Here is a 13,110-nt window from a genome sequence, read left to right as displayed (position 1 = left end):
CACCCCCACGCCACGCCCCACCCCGACGGCCACGCCGACCACTCCGCCCGCGCCGGGCGGCACCTGGGCGGCCGGCCGGGCGTACCAGGTCGGCGACCAGGTCACCTACGGCGGGTCGACGTACCGCTGCCGGCAGGCACACACCGCGATCCCCGGGTGGGAGCCGCCGAACGTGCCGGCGCTCTGGAGTCAGGTCTGACCGCACGGGTGCGGCCCCTGGTCGCACCCGTGTCGCCGTCTTCGCGTGATCGGAGCACCCGGCATGCCCCGTCGAACCCTGCTGGCGCCCCTGCTCGCCGTGCTGCTGCTCGCCGCCTGCGCCGGACCGCCCGCGTCGACCCCGTCGGCCGTGCCCGAACCCGCTCCCGCGTCCCCGGTCGGGTCGGCGGCGGCGGGGGACGCGCTGAGCGGCATCGACGTGGTCTTCCTGAGCACGATGGTGGGGCACAGCGAACGCACCCTGGAGATCGTCCGGCTTGCCCGGGACCGGGCGCGCGACGGCTCGCTGCGCACCCTGGCCGCCGCCATCGAGGCGACCGAGGCGGATGAGCTGGCCGCCATGCGCGGCTGGTTGCCCACGGCAGGGCCGGGTGCCAGCGCGGGCGGGCACCACCACGCCGGGCACGGGGACGACGCCGCGCTCGACCGGCTACGGGCCGCGTCGGACGCCGACGTCGACGAGGTGCTGCGCGAGGTGCTCGCCGACCACCAGCGGGCGGCGGCGGACCTGGCCCGGGCCCAGGTCGACGTCGGCCGCAGCGAGCAGGTCCGTGACCTGGCCCTGCGGATCGAGCGGTCCCGGACCGCCGAGGTCGAGCTGCTGACCGGGCCGCCGACCGCGCGGCGGTGAGCGGGGTACGCCGTCCGCCACGCGGTGGCCGCTCAGCTCAGCGAGGTTCCAGCCGGATGGAGACCGAGTTGACGCAGTGCCGGGTGTCCTTCGGGGTGAAGCCCTCGCCGTGGAAGACGTGCCCGAGGTGGCTGTCGCACCGGGCGCAGCGGATCTCCGTACGGGGCATGCCCAGGCTGCGGTCCTCGATCTCCTTGACCCGGCCCGGGATGGCGTCGTCGAAGCTCGGCCACCCGCAGTGCGAGTCGAACTTCGTGTCGCTGGAGAAGAGCTCCAGCCCGCAGGCGCGACAGTGGTAGACACCGGACGTCTTGGTGTCCACGTACTCGCCGGTCCACGGGCGTTCGGTGCCGGCCTCCCGGAGTACGTGGAACTCCTCGGGGGTCAGCCGGACCCGCCACTCGTCGTCGGTGCGGGGCAGTTCGTTGTCGTCAAGACTCACGCCCCAACGGTACGTCGAACGTCGGGGGCGTGGCATAAGGTCGCGGGATGGGTGGCACCAAGGCAGCGGTCGCCGAAGTCGAGGTGGCCGGGCACACCGTACGGTTGAGCAGTCCCGATCGGGTGATCTTCCCGCAGCGGGGCTTCACCAAGGCGGACGTCTTCCACTACTACCTCGCGGTCGGCGACGGGATCATGCGCGCCCTGCGGGACCGGCCCACCACGCTGCAACGCTTCCCCGAGGGCGTCGAAGGCGAGATGTTCTTCCAGAAGCGGGTGCCGACCCGGGGCGTCCCGCCCTGGGTGACGACCGCGGAGATCACCTTCCCGAGCGGCCGGAGCGCGGCGGAGCTCTGCCCGGCCGACCTCGCCCACGTGGCCTGGGCGGCACAGATGGGCACGATCGTGTTCCACCCGTGGCCGGTGCGCGCCGCCGACGTGGACCGCCCCGACGAGCTGCGCATCGACCTGGATCCTCAGCCCGGCACCGACTTCGCCGACGCGGCGCGGGCCGCCGGGGAGGTTCGCGCGGTGCTCGACGAGCTGGGCGCCACCGGCTGGCCGAAGACCTCCGGCGGCCGGGGCGTGCACGTCTACCTGCGCATCGCCCCACGCTGGACGTTCACCGAGGTGCGCCGGGCCACCATCGCGCTCGCCCGGGAGGTGGAGCGCCGCTGCCCCGAGCTGGTCACGACCGCCTGGTGGAAGGAGGAGCGGGGCAGCCGGGTCTTCGTCGACTACAACCAGATGGCCCGGGACCGGACGATCGCCTGCGCGTACTCGCTGCGGGCCAACGCGCGGGCCACCGTCTCCACCCCGGTCACCTGGGACGAGCTGCCCGACGTCGACCCGGACGACTTCGACCTGCGCACCGTCCCGACCCGGCTGACGGAACGGGGCGACCCGCACGCCGGCATCGACGACGCCCCGTGGGACATCACCCCGCTGCTGGAGTGGGCCGAGCGGGACGCCGCCGCCGGCCAGGGTGACCTGCCGTACCCGCCGGACCACCCGAAGATGCCCGGCGAGCCCAAGCGGGTCCAGCCCAGCCGCGCCAAGCGCACCCCCGGTGACGACCGCGCCTGACGCTGGTGGTCGACGCCGGTTCGACGCTCGTCGCGATTTCCGGATCGGGCCCGTCACGACCGGCGCTCGACCGGACATGAAGTAGACGTGAGCTCCGGGACCGAGCACGAGGACCTCTTCCGACGCCTCTACGCGGCGAACTTCGAGCCGCTGCTGGCGTACGCACTGCGGCGCGTCGAGCAACCCGAAGACGCGGCCGACGTGGTCGCCGAGACCTTCCTCGTCGCCTGGCGGCGCAGCCGGGAGATGCCACCCGAGGCCGAGGTGCGGCTCTGGCTGCACGGCGTGGCCCGGCGGGTGCTGGCCAACCACCACCGTGGCGGCATGCGCCGGGGACGGCTGGGCGAACGGTTGAGGCAACGCCTCCGGGCCGGGGTCGCCGCCGATCCGGGCAGCGAGGTGCCCGAACGGCTCACGGTCCGGGCCGCGCTCGCCCGGCTCGGCGAGTCGGACCGCGAGGTGTTGATGCTGACCTTCTGGGAGGGCCTGGAGCCGCGTGAGGTCGCCGCAGTCCTGCACGTCAGCCCGGCCGCGGTCCGTACCCGCCTGTCGCGGGCCCGGGCCCGGTTTCGTGATCTCGTCGGTGACGATCTCGGGCCACCCGGACATGTACTCGACGTCATGGCCGCACGGGCCCCAGAGGAGGGCAGATGACCGACGAGCACCTCGACCGGATGGTTCGAGACGCCGACCCGTACCGACCCGACGTCATCACGCACCTCGACGGGGCCGCACAGAACCTCCTGGAGGAGATCATGTCCGCGCCGACCCTCGAACCCGTCGCCGAACCACCGGGCACACGCTCCCGCAGGCGCCGCACCGTGCTGAGCGGTCTCGCCAGCGCCAGCGTCGCGGCCGCCGTTCTCGCCGTTGTCTTCGGCGTCTCAATCGTGAAGTCGGACCCGCCGGGACGCGGCGAGGCTTCCCCGGAAACCAGCCCCACCTCGGGAGCGACGGCAACGGCGGCCTACTCGGCGATGGTGCTCAAGGCGGCCGAGGAGAGTCCGCGGCTGTTGATCGACCAGCCTGGCTGGAAGGCGACCACCGTCTACGGGTTCGCCGAAAAGGAAGGCACCATCGCGTTCAGCAACAGCGGGCTCCAGCTGGAAATGAACTGGTACCCGGCCGGCCAGTACGACGGCTACCACAAGGACCGGCTCCACGTCAGCAAGCCGGAGCAGGTGACGGTCGACGGCTGGCCTGGCGACCTGTTCCGGTACAGCGCGAGCGACTTCGCGGTCATGCTGAAGCCCCGCGACGGTTCCTTCGTCGAACTGCGTACCGGAGGCACGTGGACGCGGAGCGAGTTCGATCGGCTTCTCGCCGACGTGGTCCGCGTCGACGCCCGTACCTGGCTGGCCGCGCTTCCGGCGGAGATCGTCACGCCCGGGCGGGCGAACGAGCAGGCGGCCAAGGTCCTCGCGGACGTGCCGCTCCCGCCGGGCTTCGACGCCGCGGCGCTGGGCGCCCTGGGCACCAACGACGCCTACCAGTTCGGTGCCAAGGTGACCAGCCGCGTCGGCTGTGGGTGGATAGCCGAGTGGCTGCGCGCGAAGCGGGCCGGCGACGACGCCGCCCTCAAGCGGGCCGCCGACGCGTTGCGCAGCAGCCACACGTGGAAGGTGCTGCACCAGATGAACGACGAGGGCGACTGGCCGGAGGTGTTCTGGGAGACCGCCGACGAGGTGGCCGCCGGGAAGTCGCCCGCCGGGTACCGGGACGCCCTGGGCTGCGAGTAGCCGTCCTGGGCAGCCGAGCAGTTCCGGACCGGGCGCCGAGGATCAGCGGATCCTCGGCGCCCGGTTCGGCGCGATGGTGAGTGGCCGCCGGGCACCACTGTACCTATTGACTTTCGATAGGTAACGCGCGAAGATCGATGCATGGTTACAGAGCATCGAGCGGTGTTTCCGCTCAGGGTCTTTCTCGTGGTGCTGTTCGGGGTCCTGGTCATGTTCCAGACCTTCTCGCTGCCCGGGCAGTTCGCCCACATGGCGAAGGAGTCGCCGGACTTCGCGTATCTGAGGTGGCCGGCGACTGCCGTGACGGTGTTCTGGGTGCTGTGTGTCCAGGTGGTGATCGTGGCCACCTGGAAGCTGCTCAGCCTGGTCGAGAACGACCGCATCTTCACCGCGACGGCCCTGAAGTGGGTGGATGCGATCGTGTGGGCCATCGCCGCAGCGTGGCTGGTGCTCGTGGGCGTCTTCCTGTACGTCGGATTCAACGCCGACGACCCGGGCCTGCCGCTCCTGCTGTTCCTGATGACGACGGGCGTCACCGTGCTGGGGCTGCTGATGGTGGTGATGCGCGCACTGCTGCGGCAGGCCACCGCACTGCGCACCGACATGGAAGCGGTGATCTGATGCCGATCATCGTCCGCATCGACGTCGAGCTGGCGAAACGCAAGATGAGCGTCGGTGAGTTCGCCGAGCGGGTCGGCCTCACCCCGGCGAACGTGGCCGTACTGAAGAACGGCCGGGCCAAAGCCGTCCGCTTCAGCACCCTGGAGGCCATGTGCCGGGTGCTCGACTGCCAGCCCGGTGATCTGCTCGAGTGGGTCGAGGAGGAAACCCCATGAAGTACGTCCTGGTGGTCGTCGCCATCCTCGCCGTCGCGCTCGGTGTCGCCGGCGTCGTGCTCGGGGAGGCCGATGACTCCCCGGGCCTCCAGCTCCTGGGCGTCGTGATCGTCGTCGGCGCCGTCGCGTACGGCGTGTCAGTGATCCGGCGAGGCAGGTAGATCGACCCCATTTGACGGAAGTCGGGGTGTCCCGGTCGAGGGACGCCCCGGTTCCCATGAATCAGAGTTGATCATCGCCGTCCGGGCCGGCCGCGCGTACCACGCCGACGGGGCGTGCCCGGCCTGACCCTCCCCGTAATAACGATCAAGTAACGGGCGCGAACCTTTCCCGGTGGGTGACCTGTCTTGAAGGTCGTCGGCCCGCTCGGGCCAGGGGAGGCGTCGGATGAAGTTGGTGTGGAGGCGGGCCCGCGAGGCGCGCGGTCTGCTGGTTGCCGCGGTGATCGCCGCCCTGGTCGCCGTCGCGTTGGTCACCGGCCTGTCCGACTACAACCGCCGCGCGATGGACGCCGGGCAGCGAGCCCTGGTGGAAGCCTCGCCGGCGGAGGAGCGCGGCCTGCTGGTCAGCGGCTCCGGTGGGCGCGACGCCGCCGAGTTCGCCACCCGGGACGAGGCGGTCCGGGCCGGGTTCGCCGGCGGGCTCGCCGGCGTCCCGGTCACCGTCGGCGCGGCCCGGTACGGCACCGGCCGGGAGCTGACCGGCGATCTCGGATCAGTGCCCCGCACCGACGACGAGCCCATCTTCGCGAATCTGGCCACCTTCGACGACCTGGCCGGGCACGCGGAGCTGACCAGCGGGACGTGGCCCCGACCCGGGGCGAACCCGATCCAGGTGAGCCTCCCCGAGCGGGTCGCCGGCCAGCTGGGCCTGAGTGTCGGCGAACGCGTCCCGGTGCGCGACCGGTCGGCCGAACGGCGCAGCGAACTGGTGGTCGCCGGCACCTGGCGGCCCCGCGACCCCGCGGACGCGTACTGGCTGCTGGCCCCCGGGGTGGGGACGGGCAGCGCCGGCTCCAGCACCTCGTACGGGCCGTTCGCGCTCGACCCGGCTGACTTCGCGGCCACCTTCCCGGGCTCGGTGTCGGCGTCCTGGCTGGCCGAACCGGACCTCGGCGGCGTCGACACCGCCGACCTGCCGACCGTGCGGAAAGCCCTCACCGAGGCCACCGCGGCGGTGCCCGAGGCCGCTCAACTGGGCAGCTCCGGGCAGGCGATGACCAAGATGGAGCGGTTGCTGGACCGCATCGCCCGCGCCGATCTGGTGGGTCGCTCCTCGCTGGCCACCCCGCTGTTGCTCATCCTGGTGCTCGCCGGGTACGCGCTGGTGCTGGTCGCCGCCCTGCTGCATGAGGACCGCCGCCCGCAGACCGCGCTGCTGCGTGCCCGCGGCGCCGCCCGGCGGCAGTTGGCCGGCCTGGCCGCCCGCGAGGCGACCCTGGTGGTCGCGCCGGCCGCCGTGCTCGGCCCGCTCATCGCCGGTGAGGCGCTGCGGTACATCCGGCCCGGCGGGTCGGGTGATCTCTCCACCGCCGGCGGCAACACCACCCTGGTCTGGGCGGCAGCCGCGGCCACCGCGGCCGGCTGCCTGGTCGCCATGGTTCTTCCGACGCTGCGCAGCGCCGGCACGTACGTGGCAGACATGGCCGCCCGGTCACGGCCGAACCGGGCGGCGAGCGTCCAGCGGGCCAGCGTCGACCTGGTGCTGGTGGCGCTCGCCGTGCTCGCCTGGGTGCAGCTGCGCCGGTACGCCTCCCCGCTGGCCGGTTCGGGCGGCCGGCTCGGGCTCGATCCGCTGCTGATCGCCGCCCCCACGCTCGGCGTGCTGGCCGGCGCCGTGCTGGCGTTGCGGGTGCTCCCGCCGCTGACGCGGTTCGCCGAGCGGTTCGTCGACCGACGGCCCTGGACGGCCACGATGTTCGGCATGTGGCAGGCCGGTCGGCGTCCACACGCCGGCCCGGTGCTGCTGCTCGCCCTCGCCGTCGGTGGCAGCACCCTGGCCTGGTCCCTGATCAGCACGGGGGAGCGGTCCCAGGTCGAGCAGGCCGGCCACACGGTCGGCGCCGACCTGCGGGTGACCGAACGGGCCGGGTCGGCCCCGCCAACCCGGGCCGGTCAACTCGCCGCGCTGCCGGGCGTGGACCGGGTGCTGCCGGCGTGGCGGGACGAGGTGCGGGTCGGCCGGGAGGACCTGCCGGTGACCGTGATCGGCGTCGACCCGGCCAGCGCGCCCGGCGTCGTCCGACTCGCCGACCGCCTGAGCGACGAACCGGTGTCGGAGCAGTACCGGAGGATGATCGGGGCGAGGGGGGTCCCGGTGGGCGTCGAACTGCCCGCCGACGCCCGCGCGATCACCGGCACGGTCCGTACCCCGGTGAGCAGGGCCGTCCGGCCGCTCCGGGTCGCGGTGACGCTGCTGGTCACCAGCTCCAACGGGCTCGCCCTGCGGCTGCCGGCGGCCAACGCCGACAGTGACGGCCGGGCCACCCCGTTCACCGTGCAACTGCCCGACGTGGGCGGGGCGCGGCTGCGACTGGTCGGGTTCGAAGCCGACGGCGGGCTGGCGGCTGGCAGCTCCTATGAGCTCCGGGTGGACGGGTTGACGGTGGTTGGTGCCGACGGCACGACCCGGCCCGCCGGGCTGACGGGCGACTGGGTGATGACCGCCCCCGGCGAGAAACCCTCGCCGGTGCTGACCACCGCCGCCGGGTTCGCCGCCGCCCACGCGGTGGAGGTGATTCCGGGCGGGCAGTTCGCGTACCAGCCGCCCACCCGGTTCACCATCGTGCCGGGCGGCGAGGGCACGCCCGTGCCGGTGCTGATGACCCCCGGGGTACGCGACGCCCTGAGCCTGCACGTCGGCGACACCGTCGACCTGGCGCTCTCCGGGGCGACGCTCCCGGTCCACCTGGTCGGTGAGCTGACCGCCGTGCCGACCACCACCGGGGAGGGTGTGCTGCTGGACCTGCCCACAGCGGTCGACGCGCTGATTCGAGGCAGCGGCGCGGTGCGACCCGTACCGGAGTGGTGGGTCGGCGCCGACGACGCGAAGGCCGCCGCCCGAGCGGCCAGCGAGCTGCCGGGCGTCACCGTGCTCAACCGGGAAGCGGTGATCAAGTCGGCCGCGGACGACCCGTACTGGCGCGGCTCGCGTACCGGGATGCTCGTCGCCGCGCTCGGTGCGGTGCTCCTCGCCCTGGTCGGCCTCATGGTGGACGTGTGGGCCACCGCACGGCACCGGCTGAGCGAGTTCGCGGTGCTGCACACCCTCGGCGCCACGCCTCGGCTGCTGGCCCGGGCACTGCTGGCCGAACAGACCTTCCTCGCCGGCATCGGCGTGGGGGTCGGGCTGCTGCTCGGCGCCGCGGTCGGGGCCACCATGGCCCCACTGGTCATCCTCACCCCGGCCGCCGGCCGGCCGGTTCCCCCGGCGACGTTCGCGCTGCCCTGGGTGCCGATCGGCCTGACCGCGGTCGGTCTGCTGCTGGCGGCGCTCGCCTTCAGCGCGTTCATCGCCACCGGCATCCGACAGCGGGTGGCGGCGGTGCAGCTGCGAATCGGGGGAGAACGATGAGCGTCGGCCCGGCCGTCCGGCGGGTCCGGGCGTACGGCGGGCAGTTCCTGCTCCTGGCGGTGCTGACCCTGGTGGTCACGCTCCTGATCAGCGGGGTGCCCCGGCTGGTCAACCGGCTCGCCGAACAGGGGCTGCGGGCGCAGCTGAACAGCGAGCCGGCCGCCCGCCGGGACCTCTCGTACACCACCGGCGAGGTGACCGCCTCCGCCAAGGCAACGGCGATGGGCAACGCCAGCCAGCAGTTCGAGGCCCTGGCCGCGACAATGCCGCCGCAGGTGCGCTCGGCGGTGACCGAGCGGTGGTACAACGTGGAGACCCCGCCGGCCCGAGTGGTCGGGCCGGACCTCGCGGCCCGCAACCTGCTTGTCGACCTGGGCCTACGGGCCGCGCCCGACATTCAGGCCGCCGGCAACCTCGTCGAGGGCACGTGGCCGAGCGAGACGTACGTCCCCGAACGGCCGACCGAGGTCGCGCTCGATGTCGACGTGGCCGGCAAGCTCAACCTGCGCGCCGGCAGCCAACTGCGCATTGGCAACGTCGATGTGAAGGGCACACTCTTCGACGCCGCCCCGGTCGTGGTGTCCGGGCTGTTCCGTCCCGCCGACCGCGCGAACGGCATCTGGGACGGTCTGCCGCCGATGCTGCGTATCACCGAACCGCGCAACGACGGCGACCCGTTCATCATCGTGGGTGTGGTCGCTCAGTCGGCCCTCAACAAGCGGGCCGCGGAGGGGTGGCCGATCCGGTCCGAATGGCGGTACCGACTCGGCGTCGACACCATCGACGCGCGTCACCTGAACCAGATGATCGCCGGTCTGGAGGTGATGCAGCGCAACCGGCCACCGGACCTCACGTTGACCCAGGGTGTCGATGTCCCGTTGCGCGCGTTCGCCGCCCAGGTCAATGCCGCCCGTACCCTGCTCGCGGTGATCGCCGCCGGCGTGCTGGCCACCCTGGCCGGGCTGATCGTGCTGGCGGCCACCCTCGCCACCCGGCGGCGCCGCTCGGAATTCGTGCTGCTGCGTGCCCGTGGTGGCGCGGCCACCGCCGGCGCCCGGCGCAGCCTCGCCGAGTCACTGCTGGTGGTGCCGATAGCCGCCGCGTTGGGCTGGTGGCTGGGCACCCTGTTTCCCGGCGCTCCCGACCCGACCGCGCCGTACGCCGCCGCGGCGACCGTCCTGGTCACCCTGGCGCTGCCGCTGGCGACACTGGCGGTGCCGGCCGGCGGGGCGGCCCGTCGTGACCTGGTCGGGGTGCGTCCGTCGGCCCGCAGGCTCACCGTCGAGGTCTCCCTGCTGCTGCTGGCCGGGCTCGCGACCGTGCTGTTGCGTCGGCGGGGCCTGACTCTCGGCGAGGTGGACCCGCTGCTGGTGTCGGTGCCGGTGCTGCTCGCGGTCGCCGCGGCGGTGCTCGCGCTCCGCGCGTACCCCTGGCCGTTGCAGTTGGTCAGCCGGCTGGCCGCGCGGACCCGGGGCAGCGTGACTTTCCTCGGCACCGCGCGGGCCGGACGGTCCGCCGTCGCCACCCCGCTGGTCGTCGTGGTACTGGCCATCGGCACTGCGGCGTTTTGCGGGGTCGTCGCCGCCGGTGTCGACGCGAGCCGGGACCGGGCCGCCGAGCGGACGGTCCCGGCCGACGCGCTGATCCGGGGCGAGCGCTTCGCCCCGGACACCTCCGACGCGCTGAGCCGCCTGCCCGGCGTCCGGGCCGTGACCCCGGTGCTGAGCGAGCCGGATCAGCGGCTGACCACCGACGCGCTCGGCACCAACGCGGAGGTCGGGCGGATAACGGTGCTGCTGGTCGACGGCCCGGGTCTGGCGGCGGTGAGCCGGGAGTCCGAGGTGGAGCTGCCGATACCGTCCGCGCTGCGCACCGCGCGGGCCGAGCCCGGGGCGCTGCCCGCCATCGTCTCGCCCGAGGTCGCTGCGGACCTGACCCGGGCCGGGCTGGACGACTCGGCCTTCATCACCGTTCAGAACCAGCAGTACGAGTTCCAGATGGCCGGCACGGCGGAGAGTTTCCCGCTGCTGCCGGCGAGCACCGGCCGGTTCGTGATCCTGCCCTGGCAGGCGCTGCCCGCGCGAAACACCACGCCCGTGCCGACCACCCTGCTGGTCGCCGGAGACGGTCTCAACGCGGAGGCGCTACGCCAGGCGGGCAACGAGGGGCAGGAGCGCTACCAGCGCGGTGGGGCGGTCACCGGTCGGGATCGGTCGATCGGGGTCACCGTCGACACCCGGGTGGGCGTCCGCCGGGATCTCGGTAACGGCGGCGCGAACGGCGTACTGGCCTTCGGGTTCGTGGCTGGCGCCGTCGGCGGCACGGTGCTCGGGCTGCTGGCCATCGCGTTCACCGTGCTGGCCGGCGCGCGGGCCCGGGGCCAGGTGCTGTCCCGGCTGCGTACCCTCGGCCTGTCCCGCCGGCAGTGGCGAGGGCTGCTGCTGGTCGAATTGACCCCGCTGGTCGCGGTGTCGGTGCTGACCGGCGCGCTGGTCGGTGCGTTGCTGCCCCTGCTGCTCAACCCGGTGCTCGGCCTGTCCGCGTTCACCAGTGGCGTGCCGGTGCGGGTGGCCTTCGAGCCCAGCCTGGTCGCCGCGGTGCTCGCGCTCGGGGCGGTCGCCCTCGGCTTCGCGGTCGCCGTCGAGGCCCTGAACAACCGCCGGTTGCGCCTCGGAGAGGTGCTCCGGCTCGGAGAGGAGAGCTGAGATGACCGCTACCGCCCAGACTCCACTGGTGCCCGACCTGGCCGCCCTGCAGCAGCGGGCCGCGCAACGCGCCGCCGAGCGGGCCGGTGGCCAGGACAGGCTGCGTGGGCACATCGTCTGCGACGGCCTGGTGCGCATCTTCAAGACCGAGGGGGTGGAGGTGGTCGCCCTGCAGGGGCTCGACCTGGTCATCGACCGGGGTGAGCTGGTGGCGATCGTGGGCGCCTCCGGCTCGGGCAAGTCGACGCTGCTCAACATCCTGTCCGGCCTGGACACCCCGACCGCAGGTATCGCCCGGGTGGCCGACTACGACCTGCTCGCGCTGTCGGCCAAGCGACGGCTGAGCTACCGGCGGGAGTTGGTCGGTTTCGTCTGGCAGCAGACCGGACGCAACCTGCTGCCGTACCTGACCGCGCTGGAGAATGTCGAGCTGCCGATGCAGCTCGCGGGCAAGCGTTCCCGGCGGGCCCGGCGGCAACGGGCTCGGGAGCTGCTCGACATGGTCGGGGTGGGCTACTGCGCCGACCGGCGACCGGGGCAGCTCAGCGGCGGCGAGCAGCAACGGTGCGCGGTGGCGGTGGCGGTGGCCAACGACCCGGAGGTGCTCTTCGCCGACGAGCCGACCGGCGAGCTGGACGAGGCGACCGGCGCGGAGGTCTTCGGGGCGCTGCGCACCATCAACGCCGAGCTGGGCGTGACCATCGTGGTGGTCACCCACGACCACGCTGTGGCCACGCAGGTTCGCCGGACCGTCGCGATCCGCGACGGTCGGACCGCCTCAGAGGTACGCCGGACCGCGCGCGTCGGCGCGGACGGCAGCACTGAGCTGGTCAGCGAGGAGTACGCGGTGCTGGACCGGAACGGCCGGATGCAGCTGCCGGCCGCCTTCGTCGACGCGTTGGCGCTGCGGGAACGGGTGCGGCTCGACCTGGAGCCGGACCATGTGCAGGTACGGCCCGGTGACCGGGCCACGGGTGGGCAGGAGGCACGGGCGTGAGCCGTCGGAACACGGTGGTGACGGGAGCGGCCTGGCCTGGCGGTGTGGCCGGGGCCGACGGGCGGGCCGGGTCCACGCCCGGCGAGGTGGTCCGGGTCAGCGGCGTCAGCCGGACCTTCGGCCGGGGCGAGCACGCCGTGCACGCGGTGCGGGACGTCTCGTTCAACGCCCACCGGGGCGAGCTGGTCGCCATCCGGGGCCGCTCCGGTGCTGGCAAGACCACGCTGCTGAACCTCATCGGCGGGCTGGACCGGCCGGACAGCGGTCAGGTGGTGGTGGCCGGGCACGAGGTGACCGCGGCGGGCGAGGCGGAGCTGTTGCGGCTGCGCCGGGGCACCGTCGGCTTCGTGTTCCAGACCTTCGGGCTGGTGCCGATCCTCTCCGCCGCCGAGAACGTGGGCGTGCCGCTGCGGCTGGCCCAGGTGCCGGCGGCCGAGCGGGAGCAGCGGGTCGCGGTGCTGTTGGAGCTGGTCGGCCTGGGCGGGCACGCGGCGCAGCGCCCGTACGAACTCTCCGGCGGGCAGCAGCAGCGGGTCGCGGTGGCCCGCGCGCTGGCCAACGAGCCGGATCTGCTCATCGCCGACGAGCCGACCGGCCAGCTCGACTCGGAGACCGGGCGGTCCATCATGGACCTGCTGCGCGCGGTGGTGCACGCCCGCGGCATGACGGCCCTGGTGGCCACGCACGATTCGGCCCTGATCGACCTCGCCGACCGGGTGCTCAACCTGCGCGACGGTCGCCTGGTCGACGCCTGACAGCTACCCGACCGCTGCCCAGGCTCGGGGCCCTGCCCGGCTGCGGCCGTGCCCCGGCTGCGGGTCTGCCTGCGCGGGGCTCTGGCGCTCGTCGCGGTCGCGGGCTCCGGGCGGGCCAAGTGGTGGTG

At 73.5% G+C, this 13,110-nt stretch carries 13 protein-coding genes; 12 read left to right on the top strand and 1 reads right to left on the bottom strand.

Annotated features, from left to right (window positions below):
• The coding region (locus KBX63_RS22170; RefSeq protein WP_374102254.1) for a carbohydrate-binding protein at window positions 1-199 on the top strand (199 nt) is incomplete at its 5' end.
• A gap of 63 nt (window positions 200-262) precedes the next feature.
• Entirely contained in the window at window positions 263-850 is a 588-nt protein-coding gene (locus tag KBX63_RS22165; protein WP_210913577.1) for a DUF305 domain-containing protein, read from the top strand.
• 37 nt (window positions 851-887) lie between these two features.
• On the opposite strand, the gene msrB is transcribed toward KBX63_RS22165, so the two are convergent.
• Window positions 888-1,292, bottom strand: a complete 405-nt coding sequence (gene msrB, locus KBX63_RS22160) for a peptide-methionine (R)-S-oxide reductase MsrB (RefSeq protein ID WP_210913576.1) — start codon at window positions 1,290-1,292, stop codon at window positions 888-890.
• Between the two features lie 47 nt (window positions 1,293-1,339).
• On the opposite strand from msrB, the gene ligD reads away from it, so the two are divergent.
• The 10 genes from ligD (at window position 1,340) to KBX63_RS22110 (ending at window position 12,982) form a co-directional block, all read left to right on the top strand.
• Window positions 1,340-2,377, top strand: a complete 1,038-nt coding sequence (gene ligD / locus KBX63_RS22155; RefSeq protein ID WP_210913574.1) for a non-homologous end-joining DNA ligase — start codon at window positions 1,340-1,342, stop codon at window positions 2,375-2,377.
• An 87-nt stretch (window positions 2,378-2,464) separates the two neighbouring features.
• The gene (locus KBX63_RS22150) at window positions 2,465-3,031 is read left to right on the top strand and encodes an RNA polymerase sigma factor (RefSeq protein WP_210913572.1); all 567 of its coding nucleotides are present in this window, start codon (window positions 2,465-2,467) and stop codon (window positions 3,029-3,031) included.
• Entirely contained in the window at window positions 3,028-4,116 is a 1,089-nt protein-coding gene (locus KBX63_RS22145) for a hypothetical protein (protein WP_210913570.1), read from the top strand. The genes KBX63_RS22150 and KBX63_RS22145 overlap by 4 nt, the downstream gene beginning before the upstream one ends.
• A 162-nt stretch (window positions 4,117-4,278) precedes the next feature.
• Window positions 4,279-4,737 (top strand): DUF2975 domain-containing protein, encoded by a 459-nt coding sequence (locus KBX63_RS22140; protein ID WP_307871794.1) that lies wholly within the window; start codon window positions 4,279-4,281, stop codon window positions 4,735-4,737.
• Complete coding sequence (locus KBX63_RS22135) at window positions 4,737-4,952, top strand: helix-turn-helix transcriptional regulator (protein WP_007457017.1); 216 nt, start codon at window positions 4,737-4,739, stop codon at window positions 4,950-4,952. Before KBX63_RS22140 ends, KBX63_RS22135 begins: the two co-directional genes overlap by 1 nt.
• The gene (locus KBX63_RS22130) at window positions 4,949-5,113 is read left to right on the top strand and encodes a hypothetical protein (RefSeq protein ID WP_210913565.1); all 165 of its coding nucleotides are present in this window, start codon (window positions 4,949-4,951) and stop codon (window positions 5,111-5,113) included. Before KBX63_RS22135 ends, KBX63_RS22130 begins: the two co-directional genes overlap by 4 nt.
• Window positions 5,114-5,339: 226 nt before the next feature.
• Window positions 5,340-8,525: an ABC transporter permease gene (locus KBX63_RS22125; protein ID WP_210913563.1), complete on the top strand. Its 3,186-nt coding sequence runs from the start codon at window positions 5,340-5,342 to the stop codon at window positions 8,523-8,525.
• Window positions 8,522-11,230: an FtsX-like permease family protein gene (locus tag KBX63_RS22120; RefSeq protein WP_210913561.1), complete on the top strand. Its 2,709-nt coding sequence runs from the start codon at window positions 8,522-8,524 to the stop codon at window positions 11,228-11,230. Before KBX63_RS22125 ends, KBX63_RS22120 begins: the two co-directional genes overlap by 4 nt.
• Before the next feature lies 1 nt (window position 11,231).
• Window positions 11,232-12,227 (top strand): ABC transporter ATP-binding protein, encoded by a 996-nt coding sequence (locus tag KBX63_RS22115; protein WP_210913560.1) that lies wholly within the window; start codon window positions 11,232-11,234, stop codon window positions 12,225-12,227.
• A gap of 44 nt (window positions 12,228-12,271) precedes the next feature.
• Complete coding sequence (locus KBX63_RS22110) at window positions 12,272-12,982, top strand: ABC transporter ATP-binding protein (protein WP_210913608.1); 711 nt, start codon at window positions 12,272-12,274, stop codon at window positions 12,980-12,982.
• Window positions 12,983-13,110 lie beyond the last annotated feature (128 nt).

This window comes from Micromonospora sp. U21, assembly GCF_018070045.1.
In the GTDB taxonomy this organism is placed as follows: domain Bacteria; phylum Actinomycetota; class Actinomycetes; order Mycobacteriales; family Micromonosporaceae; genus Micromonospora.
This window is presented reverse-complemented; position numbering and strand designations above follow the sequence as displayed.

Bases quoted from the DNA above. Each gene is read 5' to 3' on its own strand.
- ligD (WP_210913574.1), top strand. From the start codon at position 1,340: ATGGGTGGCACCAAGGCAGCGGTCGCCGAAGTCGAGGTGGCCGGGCAC.
- KBX63_RS22145 (WP_210913570.1), top strand. From the start codon at position 3,028: ATGACCGACGAGCACCTCGACCGGATGGTTCGAGACGCCGACCCGTAC.
- KBX63_RS22130 (WP_210913565.1), top strand. From the start codon at position 4,949: ATGAAGTACGTCCTGGTGGTCGTCGCCATCCTCGCCGTCGCGCTCGGT.
- KBX63_RS22165 (WP_210913577.1), top strand. From the start codon at position 263: ATGCCCCGTCGAACCCTGCTGGCGCCCCTGCTCGCCGTGCTGCTGCTC.
- KBX63_RS22125 (WP_210913563.1), top strand. From the start codon at position 5,340: ATGAAGTTGGTGTGGAGGCGGGCCCGCGAGGCGCGCGGTCTGCTGGTT.
- KBX63_RS22120 (WP_210913561.1), top strand. From the start codon at position 8,522: ATGAGCGTCGGCCCGGCCGTCCGGCGGGTCCGGGCGTACGGCGGGCAG.
- KBX63_RS22135 (WP_007457017.1), top strand. From the start codon at position 4,737: ATGCCGATCATCGTCCGCATCGACGTCGAGCTGGCGAAACGCAAGATG.
- KBX63_RS22115 (WP_210913560.1), top strand. From the start codon at position 11,232: ATGACCGCTACCGCCCAGACTCCACTGGTGCCCGACCTGGCCGCCCTG.